This window comes from Pseudomonas sp. GD03875 (assembly GCF_029840585.1).
GTDB classification, from domain to species: Bacteria; Pseudomonadota; Gammaproteobacteria; order Pseudomonadales; family Pseudomonadaceae; genus Aquipseudomonas; species Aquipseudomonas paralcaligenes.
In genome coordinates this window covers 116,914-135,666 of sequence record NZ_JAOCCV010000001.1, presented here as the reverse complement: position 1 = coordinate 135,666, position 18,753 = coordinate 116,914, and the positions used below count along the sequence as shown (strand labels likewise).

General features: G+C 64.9%; 17 protein-coding genes and 4 tRNA genes. 15 read left to right on the top strand and 6 right to left on the bottom strand.

Annotated features, from left to right (window positions below):
• The first annotated feature begins 7 nt into the window (after positions 1-7).
• From N5D30_RS00680 to N5D30_RS00620, 13 genes are all read left to right on the top strand, one after another.
• On the top strand, positions 8-1,228 hold the full coding sequence (locus N5D30_RS00680) for an aspartate aminotransferase family protein (protein ID WP_220815028.1): 1,221 nt from the start codon (positions 8-10) through the stop codon (positions 1,226-1,228).
• A gap of 178 nt (positions 1,229-1,406) precedes the next feature.
• A complete protein-coding gene (gene aruF, locus N5D30_RS00675; RefSeq protein WP_220815027.1) occupies positions 1,407-2,423 on the top strand; it encodes an arginine/ornithine succinyltransferase subunit alpha in 1,017 nt (338 codons plus the stop codon).
• 102 nt (positions 2,424-2,525) lie between these two features.
• Positions 2,526-3,551 carry an arginine N-succinyltransferase gene (gene astA, locus N5D30_RS00670; protein WP_279904840.1) on the top strand — a complete coding sequence of 342 codons (1,026 nt, stop codon included), beginning with the start codon at positions 2,526-2,528 and terminating at the stop codon, positions 3,549-3,551.
• On the top strand, positions 3,548-5,011 hold the full coding sequence (gene astD / locus N5D30_RS00665) for a succinylglutamate-semialdehyde dehydrogenase (protein WP_279907221.1): 1,464 nt from the start codon (positions 3,548-3,550) through the stop codon (positions 5,009-5,011). The genes astA and astD overlap by 4 nt, the downstream gene beginning before the upstream one ends.
• Complete coding sequence (gene astB / locus N5D30_RS00660; RefSeq protein WP_279907220.1) at positions 5,011-6,357, top strand: N-succinylarginine dihydrolase; 1,347 nt, start codon at positions 5,011-5,013, stop codon at positions 6,355-6,357. The genes astD and astB overlap by 1 nt, the downstream gene beginning before the upstream one ends.
• A gap of 11 nt (positions 6,358-6,368) precedes the next feature.
• Positions 6,369-6,656 (top strand): topoisomerase II, encoded by a 288-nt coding sequence (locus tag N5D30_RS00655; RefSeq protein WP_220815023.1) that lies wholly within the window; start codon positions 6,369-6,371, stop codon positions 6,654-6,656.
• Positions 6,657-6,864: 208 nt separating this feature from the next.
• Complete coding sequence (astE, locus tag N5D30_RS00650) at positions 6,865-7,857, top strand: succinylglutamate desuccinylase (protein WP_279907219.1); 993 nt, start codon at positions 6,865-6,867, stop codon at positions 7,855-7,857.
• 205 nt (positions 7,858-8,062) lie between these two features.
• Positions 8,063-10,687, top strand: a complete 2,625-nt coding sequence (alaS, locus tag N5D30_RS00645; RefSeq protein ID WP_279907218.1) for an alanine--tRNA ligase — start codon at positions 8,063-8,065, stop codon at positions 10,685-10,687.
• A 102-nt stretch (positions 10,688-10,789) separates the two neighbouring features.
• A complete protein-coding gene (locus N5D30_RS00640) occupies positions 10,790-12,028 on the top strand; it encodes an aspartate kinase (RefSeq protein ID WP_220815020.1) in 1,239 nt (412 codons plus the stop codon).
• A gap of 185 nt (positions 12,029-12,213) precedes the next feature.
• Positions 12,214-12,399: a carbon storage regulator CsrA gene (csrA, locus tag N5D30_RS00635; protein ID WP_003244478.1), complete on the top strand. Its 186-nt coding sequence runs from the start codon at positions 12,214-12,216 to the stop codon at positions 12,397-12,399.
• Between the two features lie 62 nt (positions 12,400-12,461).
• A tRNA-Ser gene (locus N5D30_RS00630) sits at positions 12,462-12,552 on the top strand.
• Between the two features lie 104 nt (positions 12,553-12,656).
• A tRNA-Arg gene (locus tag N5D30_RS00625) sits at positions 12,657-12,733 on the top strand.
• A gap of 72 nt (positions 12,734-12,805) precedes the next feature.
• A tRNA-Arg gene (locus N5D30_RS00620) sits at positions 12,806-12,882 on the top strand.
• A 39-nt stretch (positions 12,883-12,921) separates the two neighbouring features.
• On the opposite strand, the gene N5D30_RS00615 is transcribed toward N5D30_RS00620, so the two are convergent.
• A complete protein-coding gene (locus N5D30_RS00615; RefSeq protein WP_279907217.1) occupies positions 12,922-13,428 on the bottom strand; it encodes a hypothetical protein in 507 nt (168 codons plus the stop codon).
• Positions 13,429-13,744: 316 nt separating this feature from the next.
• Here N5D30_RS00615 and mgtE point away from each other — a divergent pair, with 316 nt between their 5' ends.
• The gene (mgtE, locus tag N5D30_RS00610; RefSeq protein ID WP_220815018.1) at positions 13,745-15,187 is read left to right on the top strand and encodes a magnesium transporter; all 1,443 of its coding nucleotides are present in this window, start codon (positions 13,745-13,747) and stop codon (positions 15,185-15,187) included.
• A gap of 70 nt (positions 15,188-15,257) precedes the next feature.
• On the opposite strand, the gene N5D30_RS00605 is transcribed toward mgtE, so the two are convergent.
• Entirely contained in the window at positions 15,258-15,575 is a 318-nt protein-coding gene (locus tag N5D30_RS00605) for an Arc family DNA-binding protein (protein WP_220815017.1), read from the bottom strand.
• A gap of 423 nt (positions 15,576-15,998) precedes the next feature.
• On the opposite strand from N5D30_RS00605, the gene N5D30_RS00600 reads away from it, so the two are divergent.
• Positions 15,999-16,073: transfer RNA gene (locus N5D30_RS00600), tRNA-Arg, on the top strand.
• A 77-nt stretch (positions 16,074-16,150) separates the two neighbouring features.
• Here N5D30_RS00600 and N5D30_RS00595 read toward each other — a convergent pair.
• From N5D30_RS00595 to N5D30_RS00580, 4 genes are all read right to left on the bottom strand, one after another.
• Complete coding sequence (locus N5D30_RS00595; protein WP_279907216.1) at positions 16,151-17,161, bottom strand: GGDEF domain-containing protein; 1,011 nt, start codon at positions 17,159-17,161, stop codon at positions 16,151-16,153.
• A 120-nt stretch (positions 17,162-17,281) separates the two neighbouring features.
• Positions 17,282-17,461 (bottom strand): hypothetical protein, encoded by a 180-nt coding sequence (locus tag N5D30_RS00590; RefSeq protein ID WP_220815015.1) that lies wholly within the window; start codon positions 17,459-17,461, stop codon positions 17,282-17,284.
• 102 nt (positions 17,462-17,563) lie between these two features.
• Positions 17,564-17,773, bottom strand: coding sequence for a cold-shock protein (locus tag N5D30_RS00585; protein WP_192317070.1), 210 nt, complete (start codon positions 17,771-17,773; stop codon positions 17,564-17,566).
• Between the two features lie 167 nt (positions 17,774-17,940).
• Complete coding sequence (locus N5D30_RS00580; RefSeq protein ID WP_279907215.1) at positions 17,941-18,660, bottom strand: endonuclease I family protein; 720 nt, start codon at positions 18,658-18,660, stop codon at positions 17,941-17,943.
• Between the last annotated feature and the right edge of the window lie 93 nt (positions 18,661-18,753).

Genomic DNA, 18,753 nt, shown 5'->3' with positions numbered 1-18,753 from the left:
AGCCCCGATGTCCGTTCAGCACGAGCCGGTGCAACGCGCCGATTTCGACCAGTACCTGGTGCCCAACTATGCTCCAGCCGCCTTCATTCCGGTGCGCGGCCAGGGCTCGCGAGTCTGGGACCAGAGCGGTCGCGAGCTGATCGACTTCGCCGGCGGCATCGCCGTCAATTCCCTCGGCCACTGCCACCCGGCGCTGGTCAAGGCGCTGACCGAGCAGGCCAACACCCTGTGGCACATCTCCAACGTGTTCACCAACGAGCCGACCCTGCGCCTGGCCCACAAGCTGGTGGACGCCACCTTCGCCGAGCGCGTGTTCTTCTGCAACTCCGGCGCCGAGGCCAACGAGGCCGCGTTCAAGCTGGCCCGCCGCGTCGCCCATGATCGCTTCGGTCCGGAGAAGTACGAGATCATCGCCGCGCTCAACAGCTTCCACGGCCGCACCCTGTTCACCGTCAGCGTCGGCGGTCAGCCCAAGTATTCCGATGGCTTCGGGCCGAAGATCGAGGGCATCAGCCATATCCCGTACAACGACCTGGACGCCCTGAAGGCGGCCATCTCCGACAAGACCTGCGCCGTGGTGATCGAGCCGATCCAGGGCGAGGGCGGCGTGCTGCCGGCCGACCGGGCCTACCTGGAAGGCGCCCGCCAGCTGTGCGACCAGCACAACGCGCTGCTGATCTTCGACGAAGTGCAGAGCGGCATGGGTCGCACCGGTGAGCTGTTCGCCTACATGCATTACGGCGTCACCCCGGACATCCTCTCCAGCGCCAAGAGCCTGGGCGGCGGTTTCCCCATTGGCGCCATGCTGACCACCACCGAGCTGGCCAAGCACCTGGCCGTCGGCACCCACGGCACCACCTACGGCGGCAACCCGCTGGCCTGCGCGGTGGCCGAGGCGGTGCTGGACATCGTCAACACCCCGGAAGTGCTGAACGGCGTCAAGGCCAAGCACGCGCGCTTCAAGCAGCGCCTGCAGGCGATCGGCGAGCAGTACGGCCTGTTCAGCGAGATCCGCGGCCTCGGCCTGCTGCTCGGCTGCGCCCTGACCGACGCCTGGAAGGGCAAGGCCAAGAGCGTGCTGGACGCCGCCACCGCCGAGGGCGTGATGGTGCTGCAGGCCGGCCCGGACACCGTGCGCTTCGCCCCCAGCCTGGTGGTTGAAGACGCCGACATCGACGAAGGCCTGGACCGCTTCGAGCGGGCCGTGGCCAAGCTGGTCCAGGGCTGATCCGCCCGTGACCGGCAGCGGTGGCGCAGGGAGGCGCCGCCGTGCGCTCAGGAAGAGCCGTTCCATGCGTGATCGGATTGCGTTCCGATCTTTTCTCCAGAGGGCCGCGCGCCTTTTGGAGCTTTTATTCGAGAGACGCTCCGCCGTGGCGGAGTGCGGTTCCTGAAGGAGTGACGCCATGCTGGTGATGCGCCCTGCGCAGATGTCGGACCTTGCCGAGGTACAGCGTCTGGCCGCGGACAGCCCGGTGGGCGTCACCTCGCTGCCCGACGACGCCGGCCGCCTGGGCGACAAGATCGCCGCGTCCGAGGCCTCCTTCGCCGCCGAAGTCAGCTTCAACGGCGAGGAGAGCTACTTCTTCGTCCTCGAGGACGCGGCCAGCGGCAAGCTGGTCGGCTGCTCGGCCATCGTCGCCTCGGCGGGCTACTCGGAACCCTTCTACAGCTTCCGCAACGAGACCTTCGTGCACGCCTCGCGCGAGCTGAAGATCCACAACAAGATCCACGTCCTTTCGCTGTGCCACGACCTCACCGGCAACAGCCTGCTGACCAGCTTCTACGTGCAGCGCGACTTGGTCGACAGCCCCTTCGCCGAACTCAACTCCCGCGGCCGCCTGCTGTTCATGGCTGCTCATCCCGAGCGCTTCGCCGACGCGGTGGTGGTGGAGATCGTCGGCTACAGCGACGAGCAGGGCGACTCGCCGTTCTGGGACGCGGTCGGCCGCAACTTCTTCGACATGCGCTACACCGACGCCGAGCGCCTGTGCGGGCTGAAGAGCCGCACCTTCCTCGCCGAGCTGATGCCGCACTACCCGATCTACGTGCCGCTGCTGCCGGACAGCGCCCAGGAAGCCATGGGCCAGGTCTACAGCCGTGCCCAGGTGACCTTCGACATCCTGATGCGCGAAGGCTTCGAGACCGACCACTACATCGACATCTTCGACGGCGGCCCGACCCTGCACGCGCGCACTTCGGGCATCCGCTCCATCGCCCAGAGCCGGGTGGTGCCGGTGCGCATCGGCGAGCCGGGCAAGGGCGGGCGCCAGTACCTGGTGTGCAACGGCCAGCTGCAGGACTTCCGCGCCATCATCGCCGAGCTCGACTGGGTGCCCGGCAAGCCGGTGACCCTGAGCCCGGAAGCGGCCGAGGTCCTGGCGGTGGGCGAGGGCGCCAGCGTCCGGCTGGTGGCGGTTTGATGCTTTGACCCTTCTCCCGCCGGGAGAAGGTGGCCCGCAGGGCCGGATGAGGGTGTTTCCTTCATCCCCAGCCCCGAGCGGGGAAAGAATTCTGGAGGCAATATGATCGTTCGTCCCGTCCGTAGCGCCGACCTGCCGGCGCTGATCGACCTGGCCCGCAGCACCGGCACCGGCCTGACCACCCTGCCGGCCAACGAGGAGCGCCTGGCGCACCGGGTCGGTTGGGCGGAGAAGACCTTCAACGGCGAAGCCGAGCGGGCCGACGCCGACTACCTGTTCGTGCTCGAGGACGACGACGGCAAGGTCGTCGGCATCTCCGCCGTGGCCGGCGCCGTGGGCCTGCGCGAGCCCTGGTACAACTACCGGGTCGGCCTCACCGTCAGTGCCTCCCAGGAACTGAAGATCCACCGCGAGATCCCGACCCTGTTCCTGGCCAACGACCTGACCGGCAACTCCGAACTGTGCTCGCTGTTCCTCCACGCCGACCACCGCAGCGGGCTCAACGGCCGTCTGCTGTCCAAGGCGCGCTTCCTGTTCATCGCCGAGTTCCGCGAGCTGTTCGGCGACAAGGTGATCGCCGAGATGCGCGGCATGTCCGACGCCGGCGGCCGCTCGCCGTTCTGGGAAAGCCTGGGCCGGCACTTCTTCAAGATGGAATTCAGCCAGGCCGACTACCTCACCGGCGTCGGCAACAAGGCCTTCATCGCCGAGCTGATGCCCAAGTTCCCGCTCTACACCTGCTTCCTCTCCGAGGAGGCGCGCGGCGTCATCGGCCGCGTCCACCCGGACACCGAGCCGGCGCTGGCCATGCTCAAGGGCGAGGGCTTCAGCTACCAGGGCTACGTCGACATCTTCGACGCCGGCCCGGCCATCGAAGTGGAGACCGACAAGATCCGCGCGGTGCGCGACAGCCAGACCCTGGTGCTGGCCGTGGGCACCCCGGGCGAGGACGCCATCCCCTACCTGATCCACAACCGCAAGCGCCAGGACTGTCGCATCGCCGCCGCCCCGGCGCGGGTGGCCTCCGGCACCCTGGTGGTCGACCCGCAGACCGCCAAGCGCCTGCAGATGAGCGCCGGTAGCCAGGTGCGCGCCGTGCCGCTGTCGGCCAAGGAGAGCAAGCAATGACCACCCACTACATCGCCGGTCTCTGGCAGGCCGGGCAGGGCGAGGCCTTCGACTCGCTCAATCCGGTGACCCAGCAGGCCGTGTGGAGCGGCCAGGGCGCCGACGCCGCCCAGGTCGCCGCCGCCGTCGCCGCCGCCCGTGCCGCCTTCCCGGCCTGGGCGCGTTGTCCGCTGGACGAGCGCATCGCCATCCTCGAGCGCTTCGCCGCCACCCTGAAGAGCCATGCCGACGAGCTGGCCCGGGCCATCGGCGAGGAGACCGGCAAGCCGCTGTGGGAGTCCGCCACCGAGGTGACCAGCATGGTCAACAAGGTCGCCATCTCCATCCAGAGCTACCGCGAGCGTACCGGCGAGAAGAGCGGCCCGCTGGCGGATGCGACGGCGATTCTGCGCCACAAGCCGCATGGCGTGGTCGCCGTGTTCGGCCCCTACAACTTCCCCGGCCACCTGCCCAACGGCCATATCGTGCCGGCGCTGCTGGCCGGCAACGCGGTAGTGTTCAAGCCCAGCGAGCTGACCCCCAAGGTCGCCGAGCTGACGGTCAAGTGCTGGATCGAGGCCGGCTTGCCGGCCGGCGTACTCAACCTGGTGCAGGGCGCCCGCGAGACCGGCGTGGCCCTGGCCGGCCATGCCGACATCGACGGCCTGTTCTTCACCGGCTCCAGCCGCACCGGCAACCTGCTGCACGCCCAGTTCGCCGGCCGCCCGGACAAGATCCTGGCGCTGGAGATGGGTGGCAACAACCCGCTGGTGGTGGATGAGGTCAAGGATCTGGACGCCGCCGTCTACACCATCATCCAGTCCGCCTTCATCTCCGCCGGCCAGCGCTGCACCTGCGCGCGCCGCCTGCTGGTGCAGCGCGGCGAGTGGGGCGACGCCCTGCTGGCGCGTCTGGTGGCGGTGGCCTCGACCCTCAAGGTCGGCGCCTTCGACGAACAGCCAGCGCCGTTCATGGGCTCGGTGATCTCCCTGGCCGCCGCCGAGCACCTGCTCAAGGCCCAGCGCCACCTGCTCGACAAGGGCGCCACGGTGCTGCTGGAAATGATCCAGCCGGTGCCCAACGCCGCGCTGCTGACCGCGGGCATCCTCGACGTGAGCGAGGTCGCCGAGCGCGTCGACGAGGAATTCTTCGGCCCTCTGCTGCAGGTGATCCGCTACGACGACTTCGAGGGCGCCATCCGCGAGGCCAACAATACCCAGTACGGCCTGGCCGCCGGCCTGCTGTCCGATTCGCCCGAGCGCTACGAACAGTTCCTGATCGAGAGCCGCGCCGGCATCGTCAACTGGAACAAGCAGCTGACCGGCGCCGCCAGCAGCGCGCCGTTCGGCGGCGTGGGCGCCTCCGGCAACCATCGCGCCAGCGCCTACTACGCGGCCGACTACTGCGCTTATCCGGTCGCCTCGCTGGAAAGCGAAACCCTGAGCCTGCCCGCCACCCTGACCCCGGGAGTGAGTCTGTGATGTCCGCCTATGAAATGAACGTCGACGGTCTGGTCGGCCCGACCCACAACTACGGCGGCCTGTCCTACGGCAACGTGGCGTCGCAGAGCAACAGCCAGGCGGTCTCCAGCCCGAAGGAAGCGGCCCGGCAGGGGCTGGGCAAGATGAAGGCGCTGATGGACATGGGCTTCAAGCAGGGCGTGTTCGCCCCGCAGGAGCGCCAGGACGTCGCCGCCCTGCGCAGCCTGGGCTTTACCGGCACCGACGCCGAAGTGATCGCCAAGGCAGCCAGGGAATCCATGCCGTTGCTGGCCGCCGTCAGCTCCGCGTCCAGCATGTGGACGGCCAACTCCTGCACCGTCAGCCCCAGCGCCGACACCGCGGACGGCCGTGTGCACTTCACCGCCGCCAATCTCAACTGCAAGTTCCACCGCTCCATCGAGCACCCGACCACCAGCCGCGTGCTACGCGCCATGTTCAATGATGAGCAGCACTTCGCCCATCACGCCGCGCTACCGGCCGTGGGCCAGTTCGGCGACGAGGGTGCGGCCAACCACACCCGCTTCTGCAAGGGTTATGGCGAAGCCGGCGTGGAATTCTTCGTGTTCGGCCGCAGCGCCTTCGACAGCCGCTTCCCGGCACCCCAGCGCTACCCGGCGCGGCAGACCCTGGAAGCCTGCCAGGCGGTGGCCCGCCTGCACGGCCTGTCCGACGACGGCGTGGTCTACGCCCAGCAGAATCCGGATGTGATCGACCAGGGCGTGTTCCACAACGACGTGATCTCGGTGGGCAATGGCGAGGTGCTGTTCTATCACCAGGATGCCTTCCTCGACACCGACAAGGTGCTGGCCGAGCTGGGCGACAAGCTGGCCCGCCGCGGCGGCAACTTCCAGCCGGTGAGAGTGCCGCGCGACGCCGTGAGCGTCGACGACGCGGTACGCTCCTACCTGTTCAACAGCCAGCTGCTGACCCGCGAAGACGGCGGCATGCTGCTGATCGTGCCGGAGGAGTGCCGCAACAACACCAACGTGTGGAACTACCTGAGCGAGCTGACCCGCGGCAACGGCCCGATCCGCGAGGTCAAGGTATTCGACCTTAAGCAGAGCATGCAGAACGGCGGCGGCCCGGCCTGCCTGCGCCTGCGCGTGGCGCTCAACGAGCGGGAACTGGCGGCGGTCAACCCGGGCGTGGTGATGACGCCGACGCTGTTCGACACCCTCAACGCCTGGGTCGACAAGCACTACCGCGACCGCCTGACCGAGAGCGACCTGGCCGACCCGCAACTGCTGATCGAATGCCGCACGGCATTGGATGAACTGACCCGGATCCTTAAACTGGGCTCCGTCTACCCCTTCCAACTCGCCTGAGAGTCCTGAACATGTCCGAAGCCCTGCAACTCATCCTCGAAGATACCGACGGCACCCAGCTGGAAACCTCCTGCACCCGCTTCGCCGTGGTCTGGCAGGGCCGGGAAGTGTGGATCCAGGCGGTCGGCGACCAACTGCTGATCGGCGTGGACGTGGAGGAGGGCGACACCGAGTACGCCAACCTGCTGCTGCGCCCGCAGGCCACCAACCTGGTCGGCCTGCAGCTGGAAATGGAACCGGCCGACCTGGCCGGCGATGACGACGAAGACCACGTCCACGGCCCCGACTGCAACCACTGAGAGCCTGTTTACGATCTGCTGCGCGTCGGCCAGGTGTCGTTAAAAACAGGCTCGGAAAGCAGCTTGCTGCTAACGCGCTAAAGCGCGGCCCGAAGGGCGAACGCAGTGAGTCATGCTCATCTATCACTTATAAACTGCGCTTCCTCGCCTGTTTTTGCCTAACCTGGCTCTAGCTCGCGAGATCGTAAACAGGCTCTGAGGTAGTTATATGCTCGCCCTCGGCAAACTGCTCGAACTGACCCTGGCCGGCCGCGAGCCGACCGAGAAGATTCAGCTGACCCGCGAGGGCGCACGCTTGCACTGGCTGGGCGAGGGCGCGCTGGAGGTGACCCCGCCGGCCAGCGAGGACAGCGGCCTCGACCTGCTGCTGTCGGCCGGTATCCACGGCAACGAGACGGCGCCGATCGAACTGCTCGACCGTCTGGTGCAGGCGGTGGCGTCCGGGCAGCTGCTGCCCAGGGCGCGCATCCTGTTCCTGTTCGGCAACCCCGAGGCCATGCGCCGGGGCGAGCGCTACGTGGAGCAGGACATCAACCGCCTGTTCGACGGTCGCCACGAGCAGAGCAGCGGCTTCGAGGCCCTGCGCGCCAACGAGCTGGAGCGCCATGCGGCGGTCTTCTTCGGCAAGGAAGGGCGCACCCGTCTGCACTACGACCTGCACACCGCGATCCGTGGTTCGAAGATCGAGCAGTTCGCCCTCTATCCCTACGTCGAGGGCCGCGAGCACTCGCGCGCCGAGCTGGCCCGCCTGAGCGCCGCCGGCATCGACGCCGTGCTGCTGCAGCGCAAGACCGGCATCACCTTTAGCTCCTATACCTACGCACGGCTGGGCGCCGAGGCCTTCACCCTGGAGCTGGGCAAGGCGCGACCGTTCGGCCAGAACCAGCTGGTCAACCTCGACCTGCTGGAGAAGCGCCTGCGCGAACTGATCGAGAACTGCGAGCCGCAAACCGACTCGCTGGGCGACATGCAGCTGTTCGCCGTGTCCCGCGAGGTGATCAAGCACAGCGACGCCTTCAAGCTGCACCTGCCGGCCGACATCGAGAACTTCACCGAACTGGAGCCGGGCTTCCTGCTGGCCGAGGACATCGCCGGCACCCGCTGGCTGGTGGAGGAGCAGGGCGCGCGTATCATCTTCCCCAACCCCAGGGTCAAGAACGGCCTGCGCGCCGGCATCCTGATCGTCCCCACCGAGCTCTGATCCAGCCCCTTCCCTCGGGAGAGGGGCGGGGCGGCCCGAGTAGGGTGAGGGTGTCCCTGGCCTCTCTCTCCCGTGACCAGCTGGGTACTCGATAGTCGCTTTCTATCCAAATTCCCCGCAAACGGGCTGTCCAGCCCGCGCCGGGCCTATATAATGCGGCCCTTTGCCGGCTTTGCCGTGGCCGCCGTTTGCCTGGATGAAATAGATGAAAAGCGCAGAAATCCGTGAAGCCTTCCTCCGCTTCTTCGAAGAGAAGGGGCACACCCGCGTCGCCTCCAGTTCGCTGATCCCGGCGAACGACCCCACGCTGCTGTTCACCAACGCCGGCATGAACCAGTTCAAGGACTGCTTCCTAGGCCTGGAAAAGCGCGCCTACACCCGCGCCACCACCAGCCAGAAATGCGTGCGCGCCGGCGGCAAGCACAACGACCTGGAAAACGTCGGCTACACCGCGCGCCACCACACCTTCTTCGAGATGCTGGGCAACTTCAGCTTCGGCGACTACTTCAAGCGCGACGCGATCCACTACGCCTGGGAATTCCTGACCAGCGACAAGTGGCTGAACCTGCCGAAGGACAAGCTCTGGGTCACCGTCTACGCCACCGACGACGAGGCCTACGACATCTGGACCAACGAAGTCGGCGTGCCGGCCGCGCGCATGGTGCGCATCGGCGACAACAAGGGCGCGCCCTACGCCTCCGACAACTTCTGGGCGATGGGCGACACCGGCCCGTGCGGTCCGTGCACCGAGATCTTCTTCGACCACGGCGAGCACATCTGGGGCGGCCCGCCCGGCTCCCCGGACGAGGATGGCGACCGCTACATCGAGATCTGGAACAACGTGTTCATGCAGTTCAACCGCACCGCGGACGGCGTGCTACACCCGCTGCCGGCGCCGAGCGTGGACACCGGCATGGGCCTGGAACGCATCAGCGCCGTGCTGCAGCACGTCAACTCGAACTACGAGATCGACCTGTTCCAGAGCCTGCTCGACGCCGCGGCCAAGGCCATCGGCTGCGCCAACCAGGCCCAGGCCTCGCTGAAAGTGGTGGCCGACCACATCCGTTCCTGCGGTTTCCTGATCGCCGACGGTGTGACGCCGTCCAACGAAGGCCGTGGCTACGTGCTGCGCCGCATCATCCGCCGCGCCTGCCGCCACGGTAACAAGCTGGGGGCCAAGGGCAGCTTCTTCTACCAGATCGTCGCGGCCCTGGTGGCCGAGATGGGCGAGGCCTTCCCCGAGCTGAAACAGCAGCAGGCGCACATCGAGCGCGTGCTCAAGACCGAGGAAGAGCAGTTCGCCAAGACCCTGGAGCAGGGCCTGAAGATTCTCGAGCAGGACCTGTCCGGCCTGCAGGGCACCGTGATTCCCGGCGATATCGTGTTCAAGCTGTACGACACCTACGGCTTCCCGGTGGACCTGACCGGCGACATCGCCCGCGAGCGCGAGCTGACCCTCGACGAGGAAGGCTTCGAGCGCGAGATGGAGGCCCAGCGCGAGCGTGCCCGCTCCGCCAGCGCCTTCGGCATGGACTACAACAGCCTGGTCAAGGTCGACAGCGATACCCTCTTCCTCGGCTACGCCGGCACCAGCGGCAGCGGCAAGGTCGTCGCCCTGTTCAAGGCGGGTGGCTCGGTCGACAGCCTGGGCGAGGGCGAGGAGGGCGTGATCGTCCTCGACCAGACGCCGTTCTACGCCGAGTCCGGCGGCCAGGTCGGCGACAGCGGCTACCTCTCCGCCGCCGGCGTGCGCTTCGATGTGCGTGACACCACCAAGGTCGGCGGCGCCTTCCTGCACCACGGCATCGTCGCCCAGGGCGGCCTCAAGGTCGGTGCCGAGCTGCAGGCCGAGGTCGACGCCTCGGTGCGCCAGGCCACCGCGCTGAACCACTCCGCCACCCACCTGCTGCACGCCGCGCTGCGCCAGGTGCTCGGCGAGCACGTGCAGCAGAAGGGCTCGCTGGTCGACAGCCAGCGCCTGCGCTTCGACTTCAGCCACTTCGAGGCGATCAAGCCCGAGCAGCTGAAGCAGCTGGAAGACATCGTCAACGCCGAGATCCGCCGCAACTCCGCGGTCGAGACCGAGGAAACCGACATCGACACCGCCAAGGCCAAGGGCGCCATGGCGCTGTTCGGCGAGAAATATGGCGACCAGGTGCGCGTGCTGAGCATGGGCGGCGGCTTCTCCGTCGAGCTGTGCGGCGGCACCCACGTGGCGCGCACCGGCGACATCGGCCTGTTCAAGATCACCAGCGAAGGCGGCGTGGCCGCCGGCGTGCGTCGCATCGAGGCAGTGACCGGCGCCCATGCGCTGGCCTGGCTGAACGGCGCCGAGGAGCAGCTCAAGGAAGCGGCCGCGCTGGTCAAGGGCAGCCGCGACAACGTGCTGGACAAGCTGTCCGCCCTGATCGAGCGCAATCGCCAGCTGGAAAAGGAGCTGGAGCAGCTCAAGGCCAAGGCTGCCAGCGCCGCCGGCAACGACCTGGCCGGTTCGGCCGTGGACGTGAAAGGCATCAAGGTGCTGGCCTCGCGTCTCGACGGCCTGGACGGCAAGGCCCTGCTGGCCATGGTCGACCAGCTCAAGAACAAGCTCGGCAGCGCGGTGATCCTGCTCGGCGGCGTGCAGGACGACAAGGTCGTGCTGGTCGCTGGCGTCACCCAGGATCTGACCGCCAAGCTCAAGGCCGGCGACCTGATGCGCCAGGCCGCGGCGGCGGTGGGCGGCAAGGGCGGTGGCCGCCCGGACATGGCCCAGGGCGGCGGCGTGGATGCCGGCAAGCTGGACGAGGCGCTGGCACTGGCGGCGACCTTCGTCGAGCAAGGCGCCTAGAGACGTTGAAACCAGGGCCCGCAGTGCGTCCGGCAGGCCTTGGCAGTGTGACCCGATGCGGGTTTAATGGGCGCCCTTCGAGGAATCAGGCGGCTTTTTGACATGGCGTTGATCGTACAGAAGTTTGGGGGCACCTCAGTCGGTACCGTGGAGCGTATCCAGCAGGTGGCCGACAAGGTGAAGAAATTCCGCGAGAAGGGCGACGACATCGTCGTGGTGGTCTCCGCCATGAGCGGCGAGACCAACCGCCTGATCGACCTGGCCAGGCAGATCAGCGACGGTCAGCCGGTCCCGCGCGAGCTGGATGTGATGGTCTCCACCGGCGAGCAGGTGACCATCGCCCTGCTGGCCATGGCCCTGATCAAGCGTGGCGTGCCGGCGGTGTCCTACACCGGCAACCAGGTGCGCATCCTCACCGACAACGCCCACACCAAGGCCCGCATCCTGCAGATCGACGACCAGAAGATCCGCGCCGACCTCAAGGCCGGCCGGGTGGTCGTGGTCGCCGGCTTCCAGGGCGTGGACGAGGAGGGCAACATCACCACCCTCGGCCGTGGTGGCTCCGACACCACGGGCGTGGCCCTGGCCGCGGCGCTGAAGGCCGACGAGTGCCAGATCTACACCGACGTCGACGGCGTCTACACCACCGATCCGCGCGTGGTGCCCAGGGCGCAGCGCCTGGACAAGATCACCTTCGAGGAAATGCTGGAAATGGCCAGCCTCGGCTCCAAGGTGCTGCAGATCCGCTCGGTGGAGTTCGCCGGCAAGTACAACGTCCCGCTGCGCGTGCTGCACAGCTTCCAGGAGGGTCCGGGCACCCTCATTACCCTTGATGAAGAGGAATCCATGGAACAGCCGATCATCTCCGGCATCGCCTTCAATCGCGACGAGGCCAAGCTGACCATCCGTGGCGTACCGGATATCCCCGGCGTGGCCTTCAAGATCCTCGGCCCGATCAGCGCCGCCAACATCGAAGTCGACATGATCGTGCAGAACGTGGCCCACGATAACACCACCGACTTCACCTTCACCGTGCACCGCAACGACTACCAGAACGCCATGGGCGTGCTGGAGAACACCGCGCGCGAATTGGGCGCCCGTGAAGTGATCGGTGACACCGACATCGCCAAGGTCTCCATCGTCGGCGTCGGCATGCGCTCCCACGCGGGCGTCGCCAGCCGCATGTTCGAGGCGCTGGCCAAGGAAACCATCAACATCCAGATGATCTCCACCTCCGAGATCAAGGTCTCCGTGGTCATCGAGGAGAAATACCTGGAGCTGGCCGTGCGCGCGCTGCACACCGCCTTCGAGCTGGATGCCCCGGCCCGACAGGCCGAGTGATGTTCTATTCGAAAGGCGCGGTCATCCGCGCCTTTCTCGTTTTTGGCCGGTTTGGCAGGGGACTTTTCTTTTGCTCTTGCTGGTCAATACTTGGGTGAAGGCGCCGCGCTTGATATACGTGGAGCCGTCACCATTTTATTTCTTGCAGACTGTTGTCCCGTAATTCAATCCGTAAGGAGAAAGGAATGCTGATTCTGACTCGCCGGGTCGGAGAGACCCTGATGGTGGGTGATGATGTCACTGTCACCGTGTTGGGTGTGAAAGGTAACCAGGTGCGCATCGGCGTCAACGCTCCGAAGGAAGTCGCCGTGCACCGTGAGGAGATTTACCAGCGTATCCAGAAAGAGAAGGGCGACGAACCAAGCCACTAATTTTTCTCGAAATTTTGTCTTTGCAAACGGGGAAAACATGGTTATCATGCGCCCCGTGTTGCGGAGAGGTGGCCGAGTGGCCGAAGGCGCTCCCCTGCTAAGGGAGTACACCTCAAAAGGGTGTCGGGGGTTCGAATCCCCCCTTCTCCGCCATATTCACAACTCCGGTTGTGTTTGCGCTAGGTTCGGTAAGTCATTGAGCTTATTCGGAAAAGTGCTTGACCGTAAGGTGAGGCTCTTTATAATGCGCAACCCACGCACTCATAGCTCAGCTGGATAGAGTACCCGGCTACGAACCGGGCGGTCGGAGGTTCGAATCCTCCTGAGTGCGCCATCTTGAAATGGCTTGCAGCGATGCAAGCCATTTTGCTTCAACCAGCGGTGATCTGGTCTAAAAGCGCCATACGCACTCATAGCTCAGCTGGATAGAGTACCCGGCTACGAACCGGGCGGTCGGAGGTTCGAATCCTCCTGAGTGCGCCATATCCCGGAAGGCCCGCAGAGATGCGGGCCTTCTGCTTTTCAGCGTTTGCCTTTTTCCTTCACGCAGCCATGCTCGTCGAACGTCACCTGGCGGCGATTCCCTTGCCTGTCGGCGTAGTGGTAGCGGGTCTGGCCGTCGGTGCTGGTGACCTTGTCCGGCGTGCCCAGGGCGCTTTCCACGTCCCGGCGGCTCATGCCGCCGCGCACCTCCTGGCGAATGACTGCGCTGCGCCGCTCGCTGGAGCTGAGCCTGTTGCCGCAGCCGTCCTGCCGGGTGCCGACCACTACCAGTTGTGGTTCGTCCTCTTTCTCGTCTTTTGTCTTGGCGCGAGCCTTCCCGGTCTTGGCCAGCGGTACAGCCTTGCCCTTACCAGGCGTGGGGTTGCGGGCTTCCTGCAGGTCCTGGCTGGCGCTCTCCGGGCAGCCGTGCAGGGTGTAGGTGACATGGCCCGTGGCGTCTTCACAACGGAGCACGGTGGTGGCCTGGGTGTCGATGGCGGGGTAGAGCAGGGATGCGCAGATTCCGGCGCGGATGACTCGCAGCATGATTCGTCCTCCATGACGATTTCATTCTCCAGCCTAGCCGGAATTTTTCCTGGCGCCAGCGTGTCCTCTCATGGGATGGATGCGTCGGAAAGGGCAGGGGCAAGCGAGCCGAGGGATGCCGCAAGTGCTTGTTCTAGCCCTGATTTTGTCGCGTCGGCGCGGGCGGGAGTGCTATCATTGAAGTGTCAGCCCCGCCGGGGCTCGTGGATCGCCACCATGGACTTACCCAGTAGTTACCCAAACTGTTCTTCGCCCAATCGCGTTTTGACTGATTGATCCCCGCGGCGCGCCCTGCTGCTGGGGTGGAGCGTGCCGTATGACTGAAGTAGAAGCCAAGAAGCCGCAAGAGAGCCTGCAGGACCGCCTCGCCCAGGTGGTCGAACTGCTGCATCGCCACCGCCTGGTGGAGAGCCTGACCCATCGCCAGGAAGGTCAGCATCAGGACTTGGTGGAAAGCCTGGTTCACCGGCAGAACCTCGTCGAACTTCAGCGCAAGCTCGATGAGCTGCACTCCGCTGACGTCGCCCACATTCTCGAAGCCCTTCCTCTCGGCGACCGCCTGACGGTCTGGCAGCTGGTCAAGGCCGAGCGCGACGGCGACATTCTCCTCGAAGTATCCGACGCTGTTCGCGAATCGCTGATCGCGGACATGGACAATCACGAGATCCTGGCCGCCGCCAGGGATCTCGATGCCGACGAGCTGGCTGACCTGGCGCCCGAGCTGCCGCGCGACGTGGTGCTCGAGCTCATGGAATCCCTTGATGCCCAGCAGCGTGAGCGGGTGCGTTCGGCCTTGTCCTACGAGGACGACCAGGTCGGTGCGCTGATGGACTTCGAGATGGTGACCATTCGCGAGGATGTCAGTCTCGAGGTGGTGCTGCGCTATCTGCGTCGCCTGAAGGAGCTGCCGGGGCACACCGACAAGCTGTTCGTGGTCGACTACGACGGCATCCTCAAGGGGGTGCTGCCGATCAAGCGACTGCTGGTCAACGACCCGGACAAGCAGGTCGGCGAGGTGATGGCCAGCGACCCGGTGAGCTTCCATCCGGACGAAGATGCCCACGATGCAGCCCAGGCCTTCGAGCGCTACGACCTGATCTCGGCTCCGGTTGTGGAAAGGGACGGCAAGCTGATCGGTCGTCTGACCATCGACGAGATGGTCGACCTGATCCGTGAGGAGAGCGAAAGCGAAGTGCTCAACATGGCCGGTCTGCGCGAGGAAGAGGATATCTTCGCGTCGGTGTGGAAATCGGTCGGCAACCGCTGGGCGTGGCTGGCGGTCAACCTGGTCACCGCCTTCCTGGCGTCGCGGGTGATCGGTCTGTTCGAGGGCTCGATCGAAAAGCTGGTGGCCCTGGCTGCGTTGATGCCGATCGTGGCTGGCATCGGCGGTAACTCCGGCAACCAGACCATCACCATGATCGTGCGTGCCCTGGCTCTGGACCAGGTCAGTACCGGCAACACGTCACGTCTGCTGCGCAAGGAGCTGGGCGTGGCGCTGATCAACGGTGTGTTGTGGGGCGGTGTGATCGGCGTGGTCGCCTTCTGGCTTTATGACAGTTGGTCGCTGGGGCTGGTGATGACGGGCGCCATGACGCTCAACCTGCTGCTCGCCGCACTCATGGGGGTGCTGATTCCCATGACGCTGATCCGTCTGGGGCGGGACCCGGCGATGGGGGCCAGTGTGATGATTACCGCCATGACCGACAGCGGCGGCTTTTTCATCTTCCTCGGCCTGGCGACCCTGTTCCTCCTCTAACGGGGCGCCGAAAACAAAAATGCCAGTCGGCATGGCCGACTGGCATTTTTTGTTGCTCGTCGCTGGAGGCTCAGGCTTCCTGGGCGGCAAGCTCCGTGTCGTGGGCAATCAGTGCCACGAGGGCATTCTGTTGTCGGTGGGAGAGTTGGCGAAAGCGCTGGAGCAGTTCGCGTTCATGCAGGGAAAGCTCGGGGCTGTCCAGGCGCAGATTGAGTTCGTCGCCCAGCGCACCTTCCTGAACCAGGCTCTGTTCCAGGCGGGCGATGATTTCCGAGTTCATGCTGCGGTGATGGTTACGCGCCACGTCGGCGATGCGTTCACGCATTCCGTCAGGGAGGCGGACTACGAATTTGTCAGCTGTGCGGCTGGAATAGATGGCCTGTTTCATAGGGGCGTATATATAAACCGGTTAGTTCAGGAGGGCGATGCTGGCATTCAGCTACTGACTGTCGCTCGTTTGACCGCAGCAGCTGTTGCTCGTTCAGTGAGGCGGCAGCATCGGGTTATTTGCTGGTTGTCCTGCTAATTGGCGCCAATTATACGTCGTTTATTTTGGTTCGGGTGAAGGCGCATTGCCAGCACCGGCCGTCAGAAATGTGTTCGGTTAGGCAAAACGCGACAAAGGGCGAACAGCTGGGCAAGTGTGCGCGTCTGGGGTGGGTGCTGGGAAAGGGGCGTGGTGTGCGGTAGAGCGGGTGTAAATCACATGACAAACATGCGGATGCCAGTTAGCATACGGCGCGCTGCACGAGGAAGTTGTCCAGATAATTCAAATGGATAGCTGAGGTCGGCGGTTCTATCGGCAGCATGTGTCCCCTTAGTTCAATGGATAGAATAAACCCCTCCTAAGGGTTAGATGCTGGTTCGACTCCAGCAGGGGGCGCCACTTCGCGGGCTTGCCGACACGGTGCGGCATCTTCGATGCCCGATATCCTTACTCTGGAATTCTCTTTCGATTCGCCTTCAGGCCATGGAGGCGGTCGTCGCGGTGTGCATGATGGCGCGGTTGCGACCTTCCTTCTTGGCCTGGTAGAGGCACTGGTCCGCACGCTGCAGCCAGTGACCCCAGGGCTCCTCGGCATTCAGCAGGGCTCCCCCGATGGAGACAGTCACCGGGCCGCCGGGACCGCACAGGCCTTCGTGCACGGTCTTCAGCAGGTTCTGTGCCGCTGCCTCGAGGCCTTGTGCATCGGTGTCCGGAAGCAGCAGGAGAAACTCCTCGCCGCCGAAGCGGAACAGCCGGTCTTCCTGGCGGGAGCAGTCCTTGATCAGCTTCACGTAGTCGATCAGCACCTGGTCGCCGGCCTGGTGGCCATACAGGTCGTTGATCTGCTTGAAGTGGTCCAGGTCCATGACCAGCACCCCGTAGCTGCGTCCATGCCGGCGCTTGCTGGATACCGCGATCTTCAGTTCCTCGTTCATCGCTCGCCGGTTGCGTGCGCCAGTCAGCGGGTCCTGGATGGCCAGCAGTTGCAGTTGTTCGCGCTGGGTGCGGGTGCGGTAGGCGAAGATGAAGGTCAGTACGCCGGCCATGGCATTGGTCACCAGGAAGGAAACCATCTGGTAGTGGCTTTCGAACACGCTGCCGGGCGTCCACAGGGCGTGCCCCACCAGTCCCGCGAGCACCAGCAGGCTGGCGGCTATCGCCTTGCCTGGTGACACCATGAAGAAGTTGAAGAGGATCAGCGGGTAGATCCAGAAGAGGCCGTTGACCCCCAGGTTGATGGCGATCAGCGTGGCTCCGACGGAGAAGACTCCCGCCAGGTAGAGGCCGGGTTTTTCCGTATCACCGGTGCGCCAGGCGTAGATGACGGCGATCAGGGTGGATAGCACGATCACCGTGTCGGCAATGCCCACCATGAGGTTGCCGTGCAGCAGGCGGTAGAACGCATAGGGTGTGATGCCACCCACCCCGATGATGCCCATCAGCGTGATGATGGACAGCTGAAAGTCGTTGCGCAGTCGCTTGAACATCAGCGCGGCTCTCTACCTCATGGCATGTTGTCATTGTTATGAGCCAAGAATGCAGGGCTTTGTTCGTATCGGCAAGGATGTTCGGGCAAAGTGCCATTATCTGCCGATTACTGGAAGGGTCTACTTCCTGCTGATGACGATGTGTCGGCTGGGGGCGGACCAGGATTGGCCGCTGACGCCCTTGGCGATCTGCTGGATTTCACCGCCCGAGTTGAGGAAGGCGGCTACTTGGGCTTCGAGGGATTCGCGGGTTTCCACTGCCGGTTGCGGCTTGGGTTGCTGGACTTTCTTGACGCGCATGGTTTCCCCCTCGAGGAATGTCGGAGCTATACGAAGGCATAGCAAAAGTGACAGGGATAAAAAAACCGGCCCGTGGGCCGGTTTTTTCGGCAGAGCTGAGGGTCAGATGACCTGAACCTCGTCAGCCTGCATGCCTTTCTGGCCTTGTACAGCGATGAAGGAAACCTGTTGGCCTTCCTTCAGGCTCTTGAAGCCGGCGCTCTGGATGGAGCGGTAGTGCACGAACAGGTCGGCGCCGCTTTCCGGAGTGATGAAGCCGAAACCCTTCTCGTCGTTGAACCACTTGACGGTGCCGGTTTGACGTGCGGACATGGAATATCTCCTTGAACAAAGTGAACATAGCGCTGGAACAGCCCAGGCGATGACTGAGTGCAAAGAGTAAAGAAACCGAGGTAGGTCGGACCGAGATCTAAACCGGTCGATTTGCGGTGACACATGCAACACAGTCCCGCCACCCTACAGGGAAAACGTCCATTTATCTAATCTTTTCTGCCTTTTCCGTTAAATGGTTGGGGGCAGGCGCGCAGGTCCGCTTCTTCGACGAAGGGGTTGCTCCAGCCCATGACGCAGGCGATGCGCTGGTTGCGCTGGCGCTCCCAGGGCTTGGCCGGATAGTGCCGGTTCCACACGTCGAACAGCTGGTGTTCCTGCCGTGACAGACGCAGGCCGTAGCGCTGGCTCATGTAGAAGTAGGTGCGGGCGATCATGCCGCGTACTTCCGGGCGGGGCATGGCCTTGCCGGCCTTGAAGTCGACCACCATCGGGCAGGCGCCGTACTGGTGAGGCTTCTGCGGCAGCCAGGCGAAGGGGAAGTTGCTGCGGTCGCCATTGATCTCGCCGATGCTGGGCACCAGGTTGAACAGGTCGGCCTCGGCGCGGCGGAAGGTGTCGTCGTTGCGTGTGCAATGCTGTCTCCCGCCCTGCTGCCAGCAGCGTCGCTGGTGGCCTATGACCCAGGCCGGTACCAGGTGCTCCCATTCGATGCGTGCGGCGCGCTGCGGATTCTTGCGGGGCGTGTAGCCGCAGCTTTTCAGGTCGATCCGGTTGCCGGTGTAGCGACAGCCGCAATAGAACTCCACCGACTGCGGGGCGTAGAGTTGCCAGGCGATCTTCTTCGCCTCGGCGAAGGTGCGTGGCGGTGCGGCGAGGGCGGGCAGGGCGATACAGCAGAGCAACAGCAGGGCACAGCGCCAGGGCATGGAGATAGCATCCCGAAAAAGCGCCGCATGATAGCGGCGCCGCTCCGCTTGCCAATCGTGGCGCGGTGCTGGCCAGGCTCCGCAGCCTGTGCC